General features: G+C 68.0%; 15 protein-coding genes and 1 tRNA gene. 6 read left to right on the top strand and 10 right to left on the bottom strand.

Annotation, left to right across the window (positions count from 1 at the left end; genetic code table 11):
• Positions 1-49 precede the first annotated feature (49 nt).
• On the bottom strand, positions 50-601 hold the full coding sequence (locus F5X71_RS28655; protein ID WP_167464802.1) for a transglycosylase family protein: 552 nt from the start codon (positions 599-601) through the stop codon (positions 50-52).
• Between the two features lie 505 nt (positions 602-1,106).
• On the opposite strand from F5X71_RS28655, the gene F5X71_RS28650 reads away from it, so the two are divergent.
• A tRNA-Met gene (locus tag F5X71_RS28650) sits at positions 1,107-1,180 on the top strand.
• A 235-nt stretch (positions 1,181-1,415) separates the two neighbouring features.
• On the opposite strand, the gene F5X71_RS28645 is transcribed toward F5X71_RS28650, so the two are convergent.
• The 3 genes from F5X71_RS28645 to F5X71_RS28635 all read right to left on the bottom strand — a co-directional run bounded on the left by F5X71_RS28645 (position 1,416) and on the right by F5X71_RS28635 (position 4,684).
• Positions 1,416-2,627: a phthiocerol/phthiodiolone dimycocerosyl transferase family protein gene (locus tag F5X71_RS28645; RefSeq protein ID WP_167464801.1), complete on the bottom strand. Its 1,212-nt coding sequence runs from the start codon at positions 2,625-2,627 to the stop codon at positions 1,416-1,418.
• A gap of 45 nt (positions 2,628-2,672) precedes the next feature.
• Positions 2,673-3,821: a phthiocerol/phthiodiolone dimycocerosyl transferase family protein gene (locus F5X71_RS28640; RefSeq protein ID WP_167464800.1), complete on the bottom strand. Its 1,149-nt coding sequence runs from the start codon at positions 3,819-3,821 to the stop codon at positions 2,673-2,675.
• A 242-nt stretch (positions 3,822-4,063) separates the two neighbouring features.
• On the bottom strand, positions 4,064-4,684 hold the full coding sequence (locus F5X71_RS28635) for a TetR/AcrR family transcriptional regulator (protein WP_167464799.1): 621 nt from the start codon (positions 4,682-4,684) through the stop codon (positions 4,064-4,066).
• 77 nt (positions 4,685-4,761) lie between these two features.
• On the opposite strand from F5X71_RS28635, the gene F5X71_RS28630 reads away from it, so the two are divergent.
• The 3 genes from F5X71_RS28630 (at position 4,762) to F5X71_RS37250 (ending at position 5,997) form a co-directional block, all read left to right on the top strand.
• Entirely contained in the window at positions 4,762-5,142 is a 381-nt protein-coding gene (locus F5X71_RS28630; RefSeq protein WP_167464798.1) for a DUF1761 family protein, read from the top strand.
• A gap of 194 nt (positions 5,143-5,336) precedes the next feature.
• Complete coding sequence (locus F5X71_RS28625; protein ID WP_167464797.1) at positions 5,337-5,624, top strand: DUF1905 domain-containing protein; 288 nt, start codon at positions 5,337-5,339, stop codon at positions 5,622-5,624.
• Between the two features lie 34 nt (positions 5,625-5,658).
• Positions 5,659-5,997: a hypothetical protein gene (locus F5X71_RS37250; RefSeq protein WP_238815525.1), complete on the top strand. Its 339-nt coding sequence runs from the start codon at positions 5,659-5,661 to the stop codon at positions 5,995-5,997.
• Between the two features lie 539 nt (positions 5,998-6,536).
• Here the strand turns inward: F5X71_RS37250 and F5X71_RS28610 are convergent.
• Together F5X71_RS28610 and F5X71_RS28605 are read right to left on the bottom strand one after the other, a co-directional pair.
• Entirely contained in the window at positions 6,537-6,764 is a 228-nt protein-coding gene (locus F5X71_RS28610) for a hypothetical protein (RefSeq protein ID WP_167464795.1), read from the bottom strand.
• 50 nt (positions 6,765-6,814) lie between these two features.
• On the bottom strand, positions 6,815-8,071 hold the full coding sequence (locus F5X71_RS28605; protein ID WP_167464794.1) for an MFS transporter: 1,257 nt from the start codon (positions 8,069-8,071) through the stop codon (positions 6,815-6,817).
• A gap of 193 nt (positions 8,072-8,264) precedes the next feature.
• Between F5X71_RS28605 and F5X71_RS28600 the strand changes: the two genes are divergently transcribed.
• Positions 8,265-9,068 (top strand): VOC family protein, encoded by an 804-nt coding sequence (locus F5X71_RS28600; protein ID WP_167464793.1) that lies wholly within the window; start codon positions 8,265-8,267, stop codon positions 9,066-9,068.
• A 63-nt stretch (positions 9,069-9,131) separates the two neighbouring features.
• Here the strand turns inward: F5X71_RS28600 and F5X71_RS28595 are convergent, their stop codons facing one another.
• The 3 genes from F5X71_RS28595 to F5X71_RS28585 all read right to left on the bottom strand — a co-directional run bounded on the left by F5X71_RS28595 (position 9,132) and on the right by F5X71_RS28585 (position 11,540).
• Positions 9,132-9,608 (bottom strand): hypothetical protein, encoded by a 477-nt coding sequence (locus tag F5X71_RS28595; protein ID WP_167464792.1) that lies wholly within the window; start codon positions 9,606-9,608, stop codon positions 9,132-9,134.
• Positions 9,609-9,717: 109 nt separating this feature from the next.
• Positions 9,718-10,380: a response regulator gene (locus F5X71_RS28590; RefSeq protein WP_167464791.1), complete on the bottom strand. Its 663-nt coding sequence runs from the start codon at positions 10,378-10,380 to the stop codon at positions 9,718-9,720.
• The gene (locus F5X71_RS28585; protein WP_238816050.1) at positions 10,377-11,540 is read right to left on the bottom strand and encodes a sensor histidine kinase; all 1,164 of its coding nucleotides are present in this window, start codon (positions 11,538-11,540) and stop codon (positions 10,377-10,379) included. Before F5X71_RS28585 ends, F5X71_RS28590 begins: the two co-directional genes overlap by 4 nt.
• Before the next feature lie 247 nt (positions 11,541-11,787).
• Here F5X71_RS28585 and F5X71_RS28580 point away from each other — a divergent pair, with 247 nt between their 5' ends.
• The gene (locus F5X71_RS28580) at positions 11,788-12,687 is read left to right on the top strand and encodes a sterol desaturase family protein (protein ID WP_342803748.1); all 900 of its coding nucleotides are present in this window, start codon (positions 11,788-11,790) and stop codon (positions 12,685-12,687) included.
• A 7-nt stretch (positions 12,688-12,694) separates the two neighbouring features.
• Here the strand turns inward: F5X71_RS28580 and F5X71_RS28575 are convergent, their stop codons facing one another.
• The gene (locus F5X71_RS28575; RefSeq protein ID WP_167466814.1) at positions 12,695-13,501 is read right to left on the bottom strand and encodes a nuclear transport factor 2 family protein; all 807 of its coding nucleotides are present in this window, start codon (positions 13,499-13,501) and stop codon (positions 12,695-12,697) included.
• Positions 13,502-13,797: the final 296 nt, after the last annotated feature.

Below are 13,797 nucleotides of genomic sequence, written 5' to 3'. Positions count from 1 at the left end.
TGCTATCCGAACGGATAGCAGCGCCGCTTTCGTTGTGCGCTGATTATGTTCAGCTACCGGCGATCGTCTCGATCAGCGGGTTGGTCTGCTCCAGCAGCTGCCGGTACTGATCCTGCAGGCCGTACTGCTCGGCCAGCTTGCCGCCTGCGGCCTTGGCCTGCTCGACGTAAGCCTTGGTGGTGTCGGGGGCGGGCTGGGCGGGCGCGGCGGGGGCCGGCTCCGGCTCGACCACGGCCTCGGGCTCCGGCTCGGAGGTACCCGGACGCAGGTACTGGCCGCACACCGGCCAGGCGCCGATGCCCTGGGTGGCGAGCACGTTCTCCGCGACGCGGATCTGCTCTTCCTTGCTCGCGGTGTGCGCCGAACCCTGGCCGCCGTTGGCCGCCCACGTGCTCGGCGAGAACTGCAGGCCACCGTAGTAGCCGTTTCCGGTGGCGATCCCCCAGTTGCCACCGCTCTCGCACTGCGCGACACCATCCCAGTCGTGGGTCGGTGCGGCGGACGCGGTCGCGGTGGAGAGTGCGAACGGGACGGCAACAAGTGCGCCGGTGACGGCGGCGAGGCCGAGGGCGCGAGCGTTGAACTTCCGGTTCTCAGTCATGTGTGTTTTCCCTCCCTGCGCCTACCGAGCCCGGCGATCCAGCTGCCGGGTCCCTGCCCCCAGGTCGTCGGGGATCCTCGAACCGTGGGGCAGGGTCGCCGGTATTCGTCGGTTCGAGTTCGAGCCCTTCACGGATGATCCGGGCCGTGAACGCACGGTAACGAAGAAATCTCGGCAGATCACATCTTGATAACACGCGAATTGCATGAAGCGAATAACCCGAATATCGTCGTTTATGCAGCTCGTAAACGCCGCCAACGCGGATTCCGAACGGTTGGTTATGGCAACGTTATGTGCCCGAGATCACTGTTTAATAGTGGTTCACGCCACGTAAAACCGCCTCGAATGGCTTGGCGCGCCGCCGAACCGGCTGCCTCGGCCGTTCCCGGGATTCCGCGGGGTGGCTTCGGGTCGGGTCGCACGCACCCCGCGTCGCCCACTTTTGTGGACCTGACCAGGCGATTTGGCGTCCACTCGCACTCGTGTGTAATGTGGTGTTTACCGACGCGGGGTGGAGCAGCTCGGTAGCTCGCTGGGCTCATAACCCAGAGGTCGCAGGTTCAAATCCTGTCCCCGCTACTACGAGAATGGCCCGGAACCAGATGGTTCCGGGCCATTCTTGCTTTAGTCCGACAGCATCGGCCGAGCTCGGAGTGTCGCTCGACGGTATCGGTGATGGCGGAGTCACTCTCGTTGCCGCGGTTCTCCCGGCACGGCCCCGGGGTTGCCGAGAGCGCTGCATCGGCCGGCCTGCCCCTGCCATCGAAAGTTGTTGGGCGGTCGGTGCCGTGGGACTGGTCGCAGGGTGGCTCGGTCAGGCGGTGGCCAGGGTGAGGAGGTGCGCGACTCGGTGGGCGTAGGTGTTGGCGTCGGTACCGGTGATCAGGTCCAGGGTGAGTTGGCCTTGGAAGGTGGTGACGATGCAGGAGTAGTAGGGCAGGTCCACGGCCAGGGTGTTGGCGGGGTGGCGGCTGCCGGTGTTGATGCTCGGGATGAAGTCGGTGACGGTGAGGTCGTCGGGCATTGCGAGGGACGGGATGACGCCCCAGTTCGTCGACATGGACGAGGTCGGTCCCGAGAAGAGTCCGAGTCCCGCGGGGTCGGTCGGATCGAAGTGCCGCGGGACCGCGCGATACAGGTCGCCGCTGGTGATCGCTCGGTCCAGTTGGGCGTTGACCGCGCGTGCGAGTGCGAAAGTGCTGTTCGGGGTGCCGGGGTGGGCGGTGAACGTCGTCGCGCCGAGCACATTGGTGCCTTCGGTGCGACCGACCGGCGGCGTCAGCCGAGTGCGCAGATCGACGGGGTAGGCGTAGAGCACCTCGGGCAATTCGACGCCGGCGAACTCCGCGGTCGCCTGTAGTAACGCCGCCGACACCAGTCCATTGATCGTGGTGTGCGCCAGATGTCCGGTCAAGACAAGGGAATTCGTCTGTTCGGTGGTCAGCCGGGCGCGGCCGATGCTGCGCGCGGACGGCGCGGCGCCGGCCGCGGGGGCAAAGTCCGGCAGCGCGCTGTCCTGCGGGAGGAGGCCGCGTTCGTCGAGCAACTGGGTGACCGATCGCGGATAGTCCTGGCGGTCCGGGTGGACCGCGCGGCCCTCGACCACGGCCGTGTACATCGCCCACAGCTCCGTCATCAGCTGTAGCCCGTGCCGCCCGTCGGCCGCCGCGTGGTGCAGCAGCAGGGTGACCAGCGACGTCTCGGTATCCACGCGCGCGACGTGAATCGCCGCGACCCGATCCGTCAGATCGGGCAGCCGGGTGCCGGCCTTTTCCGTCCAGCTGAACAGGGCGGGCAGCTCGTCGGCCGCCTCGAAGACCACCCGATCGGTCCGGTCGAGCACGATCCGGCACGACAGCATCGGATACTTCCGGCGCAGTAGATCGAATGCCTCGGCCAAAGCCGCCGCGTTCAGTTGCCCGCGTACTCGCACGGTGTGTCCGACGTGGAGCCCCGTTGCGGCGAACATCGCCTCGATCGGATCGAGCGGGCGCACCAGGAGGCCGGTCGATGGGTATGTGCGCATGGTCAACTCCTCTGTTTGTGATTCGATCGCAGGTGCACCGGATTGCTATCGAGACCCGCCGACGAGTTCGTCGAGCAGCTCGCGCAGCCGCGTGTGAAAGGTGTTCGCGTTGGCGCCGAGTGGCGCCATTCCCCAGATCGTGAGCATTTCTCGGAAGCTGTAGATAAAGCAGGTGTAGCGCGGGCGCGGGGGCGCCAGCACCGATTTCCCGATCGTGCTGTGCTGCTGCGGAATCGGCTGGAAATCGTCGATGCGCACCGAGGCCGGCGTCGGAAACTCCGGAATGACACCCCAATTGGCGGCCATGATCGTGCCGGGCAGGTCGGAATGTTCGGCGTGCCGAGTGGCGAGGAGTTCCGGATCGTTCAGGTAGTAGCCCGGCAGACTGCCGTCGGCCAGATCCGCGGCGAGTGCGTCGGTCAACAGCCGGGCCAGTGCTTCGGTTTCGGTGGACGTCGCGGCGGCGAAGGTTTCCATGGCCAGAAAGTTCGTCACGTCGGTGGCCCGCACCCGCGGATCCACCCTGGTCCGCAGGTTGACGGGATATATGTAGCGCACCTGGGCCAGCTCGATCTCGTCGGCTTCGGCCACCGCTTTCAGCAGGGCGGCCGAGACCAGCGCGTTCACGGTCACTCCAGGCCGCTGGCCGAGCCGTGCCGTGTGCTCCGGTGTCAACCGGATGATCGGGACCGCGGTGAGCTCGAACGCGGTGTCGGGCCGGCCCGGGTCGATGTCCGGCGCCGGCCGGTCGGCGGTGCTCGCGGGTGCCGCGATCCCGTGCGCGAGCAAGGTTGCCTCCGCGGACTCGGGAAAGCGGCGCTGCCGCGGCGCGATCGGTCGGCCTTCGACCGTATCGGTGTAATACCGCCACAATTCGGTCAGCAGCCATAACGCGTGGCTGGCGTCGGCCGCCGAATGGTGGAGCACCAGCGTCACCCAGGCGGTGCCGGTGTCTTCGTACTGGATCCGGACTCCGGCGGTTCTGTCGTCGATGCCGATCGAATTCTGGCCGAATCCGCCCGGCTCGCCGACATAGACGAAAGGAGGCTCGTCCAGGTGGACGAAGGCGGGGGAGCCGAATGTATTCTCGGCAATTCGGCAGGAGAGTATCGGGTAATTCCGGCGCAGGGCGCCGAACGCTTCGGTCAGCGCGCCGAGTTCGAGCGGCCCGCGCACGTGAGTGGAATATCCCACGCAATATCCCGCTGCGGCATATTGCGCCTCGCTGACTTCCAATGGGCGCACTGTCGAAGGTTTGAGAATGTCGGTGTCCATGACCACTCCGCGTTTCGTTGATTCGACCCGCCTTGTGCGGCAGCAACGAAATTACCGACGGGCCGTACCGCCGAACTACGGTCAGGCGGTCGATTCCCGCCGCGGAGTTCGACCATCTGGCGCAGGCCGAGCCGCGTTGATCGGAAATGCTCGAAACGGGGTCAATCCCTGCCGTAGGCGGCGAGGAAAAGGTCGATCGCCGCGTCGACCGTGTCGGGTGCCGTCGCCGTCGCATCGAGCATTCGGCTGTTCAGTGGCGCGCCGACGACCAGCCAGGTGAGTTGTTCCGCGGCGACCTCTGGGTCCGGGATCCGCAGCAGGCCGCGTTGGTCGAGTCGCTGAAGGGCGGTGGCGAGGCTGCCGATGTTCCGGATCCAGCTGTGTCGCAGATAGGTCGCTCCGACCTCGGGATGGCGGCCCGCCTCTGCGGTGACCAGTCGGCGCATCTCCACCACGGGCGGGGCCAGCACGCCGGCTCGAAGGGCGCGCGCCCAGTCGCGCAATCCCGCGCGGACGTCCTCGGTGTGCTCGAGGCCGGCGAGGGCGGGGCGCATCGCATCGCGGCCCGCTCCTGCCCAGTGCTCGACTACCGCCGCGAACAGGCCCGCCTTCGACGGGTGTTCGCGATAGAGCGAGGTCTTGGAAATCCCTGCCCGCGTGGCGATCTCGTCCATCGTGGACCCCGCGAAGCCGCGTTCCAGGAACACCGACCTTGCCACGGCAAGTAACTCGGCGCCGGTCTTCCCGGGCGGCCGACCGCGACGTACACCCGCAGAGCTCATGTCCTCCACTTTAGTACTTGACTGTACTAAGTCCCGCGTCGTAAATTAGTACTGCATCGTATTTAAAGGAGTCCACCATGGTTGTAGCCGGTGTAGTCGTCGCGGCGGTCGTCTCGTTCGTCATCAGCGCAGTGCTATACGCGACCCCGCCCGTCGCGGCGCGGATAGCGCGGACCAGCACGCCGCGGCCGGGGCTCGGCATGCCGGTGCAGTTGGTGTTCGTGCTCCTGCGTGGTCTGCTGGCCGCCGCGGTGCTCGCGCTATTGCTCGTCCTCGGTGATCGACACGGCGTCGGTGCCGGGGCGGCGCTGGGCGCGATCGTGGCGATACTGCCGGTGACCATCCTCGCCGGTGCCATAGTTCACGAAAACGTGCCGATCCCGACCGCGCTGGTGCACATGACCGACTGGGTGCTCAAACTGGTCGTGAGCGGCGTCGTCCTCGGACTGTTCATCTAGTGCCTCGTCCAGGAGCTTCGGCACGTTTCTCGACGGCCTGGGACGCCCGCGGCCCGCTAGCCGCTTGTCGTCGTCGCCGATGCAACCCGGTATCGGCTCCTCCTCCGCCTTGCCGGCGGACGCCCCAGACCGCCGATAAACGCACCGACCTTCCTGGACGAGCCACTAGTTACCCCACCCCGACAGGAGTTGCCATGGCCGCCACCTCAGGACCGATCGACATCACCTTCACCGCCGTCCTCGGCAAAGTCCGGGCGGGTGACACCTGGACCTGCGTACAGCTGCCCGACTCGGCCACGATCTTCGGCACCCGAGGGTTGGTCAAGGTGAAGGGCACCGTAGACGGCGTCCCCTTCACCTCCTCCTTCATGGCCCTAGGCGACGGCACCCACAAGCTCCCCGTCGCCGCAGCCATCCGCCGCCGCATCGGAAAAACCGACGGTGACGAGGTCACGGTGCGCCTGACCGAACGCCTGAACTGACCCTCTGCGCCGTTGTTTCGGGAGCTCGCGCTCAGTGGCGGCCTTGGCGCTGACCGTGCTGACCGCGCTGACCGCGCTGACCGCGCTGACCGCGCTGACCGCGCTGACCGCGCTGACCGCGCTGACCGCGCTGACCGCGCTGACCGCGCTGACCGCGCTGACCGCGCTGACCGCGCTGACCGCGCTGACCGCGCTGACCGCGCTGACCGCGCTGACCGCGCTGACCGCGCTGACCGCGCTGACCGCTGGTCGGGCTCGAAGGCGGGTCCAGTTGTGGGTGGACTCTCGCCGACCCTTGGTGATCCGCCGACTCATCCGTGACACACCGGGGGGGACACGCCGTATCGGTGCTGGACAAGTGATCACCAGGTAATCCTGGCGGCATCGTGCGAGAGGCTTGGTACACCATTACCTGGTGATCATCTGACCAGTAGGACCATAGGCTTTCGAAAGGCTTGGGTGGCAAGCCTTATGGGGGTGGGGACAGGAGGCCGTCGATGAGGACGCCGAGCTTCCAGGTGGCGCGGGCCTGCCCGCCGGTGGTGAGCAGGGGGCTGAGGGTGTGGATGGTGGGGTATTCGTCGGCGGAGAGAGCCGCGTAGGTTGCGTCGCACCGAGCCCTGGTGTCCTCTTCCGAGCCCGAGCCCGAGCCCGAGCCCGAGCCCGAGCCCGAGCCCGAGCCCGAGCCCGAGCCCGAGCCCGAGCCCGAGCCCGAGCCCGAGCGGGCCGCGAGTTCCAAGGCGGGCGAGGCGTTGTGCTGGGGCTTGGGTGGGCCGCGAGTTCCAAGGCGGGCGAGGCGTTGTGCTGGGGCTTGGGTGGGCCGCGAGTTCCAAGGCGGACGACGCGTTGTGCTGGGGCCTGGGCGGGCCGCCGGTTCGAAGGCGGACGACGCGATGTACTGGGCGAGGAGGTCTACGGCCCAGGCGCAGGCTTGGTCGGCGAGGCGGAGTAGGCGCGGCATCTTCTCGATGCGGCGCAGGAAATGGGACCGGTTGGGGCCTTGGTGAAGCCGATGGCGGCGAGGGTGCGGGGGGCGATGATGGCGCGCTCGACGAGGAGCCAGAGGCGGGCGCGCCAATCGCCGTCGGCTTCGGTGGTGACTTCGACCGCGGCTACGGCCAGGTTGTGGACGAGCAGCATCAATTTCCGCCGGTCATGCCCGTCGACGTAGCGAGGCCGACCCCGAGAACCTAGTCGAGTGCGCGCCTGCCGGTCAGCGGTCCCCATATGCCGACGAGGGTGACCATCGCGAGCAGGGCCACGGTGATCACCGAGAAGACCAGGCCGGGTCCGCCGGGGCGGTCGAGCAGTGGCAGTAGCAAGAAAGGCAGGAGTGCCGTGCTGACCTTGGACAGCGAGTAGGTGGCGCCGGAGGCGGTGCCGCGCACGGCGGTGGGGAAGGACTCCGGTAGGTAGGCGTGGATGGCGTCGGAGAAGACGTTGCTGGTGACGGTGAACAGCGCGCCGGAGAGCAGGATCAGCGGCACGCTGGTGGCGAAGCCGAAGACCAACCCGAACAGCGCCATCAGCGTCGCGGTCCCCATCACCAGGTGTTTTCGTTCGAATCGCTCCATCAGCGGGATCGCGAGCAGTGACCCGAGCGGATAGCCGAGATAGGTGATGGCCAGGTAGCTGAGCGAGGTCACGACCTCGAATCCCTTGCGGTCCAACACGAGTACGGCCAGGGTGCCGAAGCCGTAGTACCCGAACACCTGCAGGATCATCACCGCGGAGAACAGCGTGGTGCGCGCGCGATACGGCGGTCGCAGGATCGCGCCGAAGGGCAGCGCGCCGTCTTTTCGCTCTTGCCGATCCAGCCAGCGCGGCGATTCGGGCATGTTGCGCCGCGCGACGACCACCACCGCCGCGCCGAGCCCGCCGATCACGAACAGCCAGCGCCAGCCGTCGACGCCGAAGGGCTGCAACGGAACCAGCCATTTGGCGAGGAATCCGACGGTGGGCACGGCGCAGAAGCCGATCGTGTAGGCCGTGGCGATCATGCGGCCGCGCACCTGCGGCGGAACGACTTCGGACAGATAGGTATCGGAGACCGTCATTTCCGCGCCGATGCCGAGCCCGGCCAGGAAGCGGGTCGCCATCAGAAAGGCGACGTTCGGGCTGAACGCGCCGAGCAGCGTGAATCCGGAATACAGCGCGATGTTGACCATGAACATCCGCCGTCTGCCGAACACGTCGGACAGCCGGCCGAGCACCAGCGCACCCAGGAACTGTCCGGCGAACGCCGAGCCGACGATGCCGCTGAGCTGGAACGTGGACAGGTGCAGTTCTTGCTTCAGAACGCCGGTGATGGTGCCCGCGAGGAACAGTTCGTAGAGGTCGAAGAACAGCCCGGCACCGACCAGGACAACCAATTTGCGATGGATGGGACGAACCGGCAGTTCGTCGAGACGCAGCCGCTCGCGCCCGACATCGGAAGCAGTTGTCATGCCGCCATACTCCTGATCAACCCCCCTTGCGGCAACTAATCCGCGTCGTATCAGGGTTTTGTGTGGTTTGTGCCGCGACACCGGATGGACAACAGCGGATTCCGCTGTCCGGCGTGGTGCGCGGTGGTTGACTTGCCGTGCGCCGGCTCGATCCGGCCACACCGCAGCAACCGAGGTCAAGGAGGCCACGGACATGCCAACTCACGAGGGAAACTGGCCGCAGGGAACGCCGTGCTGGGTCGACAGCCAGGTCGACGACACCGCCGCCGCCCGCGAATTCTATGGCACTCTGTTCGGCTGGGAGGTCATGGAGAGTCCGCCGGACGCGGGTGGATATCTGATGGCGCTACGTCACGGCAAGCCGGCGGCGGGGATAGGCCCTAAGCCGGAGGGGATGGCGATGCCATCGGTGTGGACGACCTACTTCGCCGCCGACAGTGCCGACGAGATCGCCGAAAAGGTCACCGCGGCAGGCGGTTCGGTGATGATGGCACCGTTCGACGTGCTCGATGTCGGCCGGATGTTCGTGGCCGCCGATCCGGTGGGGGCGGTGTTCGGGGTGTGGGAAGCCAAGGCGCACACCGGTGCGGGCATCTGCAACGAGGACGGCGCCTACTGCTGGAACGAGCTGCACACCGATCGGTACAAGCAGTCGCAGGAGTTCTATGCGGCCGTATTCGGTTGGCACTACACCGAAATCGGCGACGGCAACTTCGTCTACTCGACCTTCGGACTGACGCCGGAGGGTGCGCCGGTCGGCGGGGTCAACGACGCGAGCAAGACCCCCGGCGACGCGCCGTCGTTCTGGCTGACCTGGTTCCAGGTCGACAACACCGACGCGACCCTGGCCAAGGCGACCGAGCTCGGGGCCACGGTGCTGATGGGGCCCGACGACAGCCCGTTCGGCCGGATGAGCGTGCTACAGGGGCCGCAGGGCGAGGCATTCGGTGTCATCGATCCGACGACGACGGCGGGTGCGCCGCCGACGGGCGCCTAGGCACTGTATCGCAGCCCCATCCGGCGCCTCCGCGGATGGATCGGGCCGGGCTTCGACACGGGCCTAGCGGCGACGGCGTTCGGTCGCCTTGGTCGCGGCGTCTTCCGCGACCGAGGCGGCTCGCGCCAACTCGACGTCATCGGGTGCGGCGGCGGCCCGCTCCGCCGCGCGCGCCGCCTGCTCGGCTTCGAGCACGCCGAGCAGGCTGTCGGTGGCCTTCTCCGCGGCGAGGATGGCGGTGTAGGCGGCCTTCGCGGCCTCGGCGGCGGCGCGCGCGGCCTCGACCGTTGTGGTCGCGGTGTCGCTGTGCAGCCCCGACTTCGCCTTCGGGGCGACCCCGGTGCCACCGGGGCGGACGGTCCGGGCGCGGGCACGGGCGCTGTCTTCGCGCTGTTGCGCCTGCTCGATCAGCGCTTTTCTGGTGGCCGCGGCGGTGGTGCCCCGGTCGGCGCCGTCCTGGGCGAGCGCGACACCGGCGCCGGGCAGGACCAATGCCGCACCGATGAGCGTGGCGACCAGGCGAGCACGAACACAACGCATTGCGGCTCCATCCGTCGAAGAAGACCAGTCAGTCTGATCAACCGTACTGTCCGGTGCGTCGATTCGCGCAGATCTCGGACGGGCGTGCCGGAATAGCCGTCGCCGCTGGTCACCGCGGGTGTTGCGGGACCAGGCCGTGCTGGTGGGCGTAGACGACCGCGTGAATGCGGTCGCGCACGCCGAGCTTGGCCAGTACCCGCGAGACGTGCGTCTTGACCGTCTCATCGCCGACCCCGAGCGCGCTCGCGATCTCGGCGTTGCTGCGGGCGTCGGCGAGCAGCAGCAGTACCTCGAGCTCGCGCGCGGTCAGCTGTGCCACCTCGGGCGGGGTCCGCGGTGGCGCGATGCTGTGCGCGAACCGCGTCATCAGGCGCTTGGTCATCGACGGATCGATCAGTGCCTCGCCCCGGGCGGCGATCCGGATGGCCGCGATAAGCTCTTCCGGCGGAAGGCTTTTCAGCAGAAACCCACTTGCGCCCGCCTGCAGGGTCCGACAGAGGTTGGCCTCGCTGTCGTAGGTGGTGAGCACCAGGACGTGGGTGCCGCCCGCCGCCACGATGGCCTCCGTCGCGGCGAGCCCGTCCAGCTTGGGCATCCGGACGTCCAGGATCGCGACATCCGGTCGCAGCCGGGCGGTTTCGGCGATGGCGGTGCGGCCGTCGCTCACCTCGGCGACGCAGTCGAGGTCGTCCTGGCTGTCGACCACGGCGCGCAGGCCGGAGCGGAACATGCTGTGGTCGTCGGCGATCAACACGCGGATCGGGGTGTTCATGCGCCTCCGATCGGCACGGTGACCTCGGTGCGCCACCGCGTGCCGTCCTGGTCCGGTCCGTATCGCAGCGTGGCGTCGAAAAGTTCTGCGCGCCTGCGCATTCCGCCCAGCCCCCGGGGTGCCGAGGTGCCGGGGGCCGGTGGCGTTGGCGGCAGCGGATTGGTCGCCAGGATGCTCACCCGTTTGGGCCCATAGGTCACCTCCAGCCGAGCGTGCACGCCGTCGCCGTGGCGCAGCGCGTTGGTCAGCATCTCCTGCACGATCCGATAGAGCGTGATGTTCAACGACTCCGGCAGCGCGACGACGGGACCACGCACCACCACCTCGACGGCCAGCCCGGCCTCGCGCACATGCTCGACGAGCCGATCGACATCGGCCAGCCCGGGCTGGCGCTGGCTCTCGTCGTCGCGGCCGTGCAGCAGGTCGAGCTGGCGGCGCAGGTCCTCCATCGCCGCGCGGCTGCTCGACTCGACCGCGGTCAGCGAGCGCGTCGCGGCGGCATTGGTACTGCCCGCCAACGCCATTCGCGCCGCGCCCGCGTGGATTCCGATGGCGCTGACATGGTGGGAGATGACGTCGTGCAGGTCGCGGGCGATGGCGGCGCGTTCCTCGGTCACCACGCGTTCCAACGCGACGCGATGCTCCTGTTGCCGCAGTTTGGCGTGCTGTTCCAGGTCGGCGATGTAGGCGCCGCGGGCGGCCGTGTAGCGGCCGACCAGCCACGGCACGCACCCCGCCGACACCGTCCCGGCCAGCAGGAACAGCCAATCGTAGGAGTCGTGGCCGCGCGCGAGCAGATGCGAAGCGGCGACGCCCGCGCACAGCGCCAGCATGGTGAGCACCGACTTCGGCCCGGCGAGCCAGGCGCCCGCCCGATAGCCCGCGACCAGAAACCCGACATCGGCGAAACTGGCGCCGAATCCGTGGCGGAGCAGCAGCAGGGTGGCCAGCAGCCGGACCAGCACGTGGGCCAGCGCGACCACACCCGCGGTGCGCGGCGGCGCGGCGAGCGCCAGGTCGGCGGCGGCCAGGCAGACCAGCACCGCGGCGGTATGCCATGGCGCGACCGTGAACACGCCACAGAACCCGAGCACCGTCGCGTCGACCAGCGCGGCCGCCCCGGCGACGATCACCGATTGGCGGGCGAGCGACTTGCTCACATCCAACAGTTCGCCACCGCCTTCGTCTTGATCCAGTGTCCGATCGTAGCCAGCGTCGCGGCTGTGCCTGCGCCACTGTGCCCGCGAATCGGGCGCCGCGCGTCCCCCGCGGGAGGGATCTCGCCTCCCTCACCGGCGCGATGTTTTACCAGGCCACCGGCCGTATCGTCGGGCAGCGACGGCAAGACGATGAAGGAGATCTGATGATCGAGCGTCGGGTGCGGCCGAGCGCGAGCGAGGTGGCGTCGTGAATTCGGTGGAGTTGCTCAGCTATGCCATACCGGCTTTCGCAGTCTTGATGGCGGTGGAGTGGATCGCGTATCGCCACGATCCCGACCGCGCCGAGCAGGCCGGCTCGAGCCGCGACACCGTGTCCAACGTGGCGACCTTCACGCTCGGGCGCCTGGTGAAGCCGCTGATGCAGTACGTGCTGCCGTTCTCGGCCGTGGTCGGCGCGGCCGCGATCACGCCGCTGCACCTGTCGCCGAAGTCCTGGTGGGTCTGGGTACTCGGCCTGGGGGTCACCGATTTCTGCTACTACTGGGCCCACCGCGCCGACCATCGGGTGCGGATCATGTGGACCGCGCACAGCGTGCACCACTCCAGCGAGTACTTCAATCTGTCCACGGCGATCCGCCTGCCGTGGCTGCATCCGGTGGCCACCCTGCTGCGCGGCCTGGCGTGGGTGCCAGCGGCGCTGCTCGGCTTCCCGGCCTGGATGATCTTCGTGCTGCAGAGCATCGGCCTGCTCTACCAGTTCCCGATTCACACCCAGCGCATCAAGACCCTGCCCGCGCCGATCGAGTTCTTGTTCAACACTCCTGCGCACCACCGTATCCATCACGGCTCGAACCAGCCCTACATCGACAAGAACTACGGCGGCATCCTGATCATCTGGGACCGCTTGTTCGGGAGTTTCGCCGCCGAGTCCGAGCCCATCCGCTACGGCCTCACCAAGAACATCGGCACCGACAACCCGCTGAAGGTGAACTATCACGAACTGGCGGGCCTGGTAGGTGACGTCCGTGGTGCCCGCACCTGGCGCGGTCGGCTCGGCTACATCTTCGGCCCGCCCGGCTGGACCGAGTGCGCCGATGCCACCGAACCCGTTGCCGCGCAGCCGGAGCAGGCGGTTCAGCGCGCCTGACCGTGCGTCACCGCTGGTCGAGGTAGCAGCGAACGGAAGCGATATGCGGTGCGTCCGCGGTGAAGTCGACGAAGGCGACACCGCGGGCGTCGCCGAACCGGACGCTAGCGCTCACGGTGCGGCCGGCCGCGATCAGTTTGCTCCACCGCATGTTTCGTGCCCGGTTGGTGAACTCCTCCAGGGAAACCGGTGTCCCTGCGGGCAATTCGACGACGGCATAGTGGCCGAGCAGGCCACGCACGCGGGCCAGATCGGTGTTGCCCGCGGCGGCGAAAAGCCTTGCTGCCGTCCGCTTTCCCGCGTGGCCGACACCGCCGAGCGCCCGCATCATGCCGAGCGCGCCGCCGATCCCCTGGTTGGTGACCAGCTGCGGACCGAGCCGCAACCCTGCGCCGACACCGCGCGGTCCGGTGCGCACGAGCGCCGCGATCATCGGACCGAGCTCCCAGTGCGCGGCCAGGTGTGCGATCTTCCAGTCGCCGTCCCGTTCGGTCAGCTGGTAGCGCAGGTGCATCGGTACCGACACTCGCGCGCCGGTCGACATCGTGGTCTGGATGGTCAGGTCGCGGACCACGGTAGGCGGCTGCACGATATCGCGATCGACAAGGAAGGCAATGCGATTGGGGCCGATGAAGGTGTCATAGAACTGTTCGATGGCGGGTCTGCCGAGGTGTGGGCTCGACCCGACCGGATCGTTGACCACGGCGTCGTCGGTGAACAGCGCGACCCATCCGGCCTTGTCGTGCGCGGCCACCGCGCGCGGTGACGCACGCACGGCCGTCAACAGGTCCGCAGCGGCGGGTTCCAACGGCATGGCAGTTCCTCCGAAGTCGACGTTGACTCGACCCATGGTAGAACAAGTTCCAATTTTGTCGCCCGGTTCCGAGTGACCGCGGTGTCGGCGCCTTCGTTCGGGGTGCGCAGCAGCGGCCCGGTGCGCCGGTGGAATCCGGGCAGCGCGGCGCTGAGGCCCGGTGTGTCCACCCAGCCGGGATGCATGCTGTGTGCCGAAATACCCTGCGGTGCATAGTGTCCAGCGAGTATTGGGGTGAACGCCACGGATCTGCGCGCAGGCTTGCTCGCCCCGATCCCGGTCGCGCACCGCGAGCA

It is taken from the genome of Nocardia brasiliensis, from assembly GCF_011801125.1.
Lineage (GTDB): Bacteria > Actinomycetota > Actinomycetes > Mycobacteriales > Mycobacteriaceae > Nocardia > Nocardia brasiliensis_C.
This window is presented reverse-complemented; position numbering and strand designations above follow the sequence as displayed.

What these genes read in the sequence shown, in the direction of transcription:
- F5X71_RS28605 (WP_167464794.1), bottom strand. Translation starts at nt 8,071, where the DNA reads ATGACAACTGCTTCCGATGTCGGGCGCGAGCGGCTGCGTCTCGACGAA.
- F5X71_RS28625 (WP_167464797.1), top strand. Translation starts at nt 5,337, where the DNA reads ATGGCCGCCACCTCAGGACCGATCGACATCACCTTCACCGCCGTCCTC.
- F5X71_RS28655 (WP_167464802.1), bottom strand. Translation starts at nt 601, where the DNA reads ATGACTGAGAACCGGAAGTTCAACGCTCGCGCCCTCGGCCTCGCCGCC.
- F5X71_RS28595 (WP_167464792.1), bottom strand. Translation starts at nt 9,608, where the DNA reads ATGCGTTGTGTTCGTGCTCGCCTGGTCGCCACGCTCATCGGTGCGGCA.
- F5X71_RS28590 (WP_167464791.1), bottom strand. Translation starts at nt 10,380, where the DNA reads ATGAACACCCCGATCCGCGTGTTGATCGCCGACGACCACAGCATGTTC.
- F5X71_RS28610 (WP_167464795.1), bottom strand. Translation starts at nt 6,764, where the DNA reads ATGCTGCTCGTCCACAACCTGGCCGTAGCCGCGGTCGAAGTCACCACC.
- F5X71_RS28600 (WP_167464793.1), top strand. Translation starts at nt 8,265, where the DNA reads ATGCCAACTCACGAGGGAAACTGGCCGCAGGGAACGCCGTGCTGGGTC.
- F5X71_RS28635 (WP_167464799.1), bottom strand. Translation starts at nt 4,684, where the DNA reads ATGAGCTCTGCGGGTGTACGTCGCGGTCGGCCGCCCGGGAAGACCGGC.
- F5X71_RS28575 (WP_167466814.1), bottom strand. Translation starts at nt 13,501, where the DNA reads ATGCCGTTGGAACCCGCCGCTGCGGACCTGTTGACGGCCGTGCGTGCG.
- F5X71_RS28630 (WP_167464798.1), top strand. Translation starts at nt 4,762, where the DNA reads ATGGTTGTAGCCGGTGTAGTCGTCGCGGCGGTCGTCTCGTTCGTCATC.
- F5X71_RS28645 (WP_167464801.1), bottom strand. Translation starts at nt 2,627, where the DNA reads ATGCGCACATACCCATCGACCGGCCTCCTGGTGCGCCCGCTCGATCCG.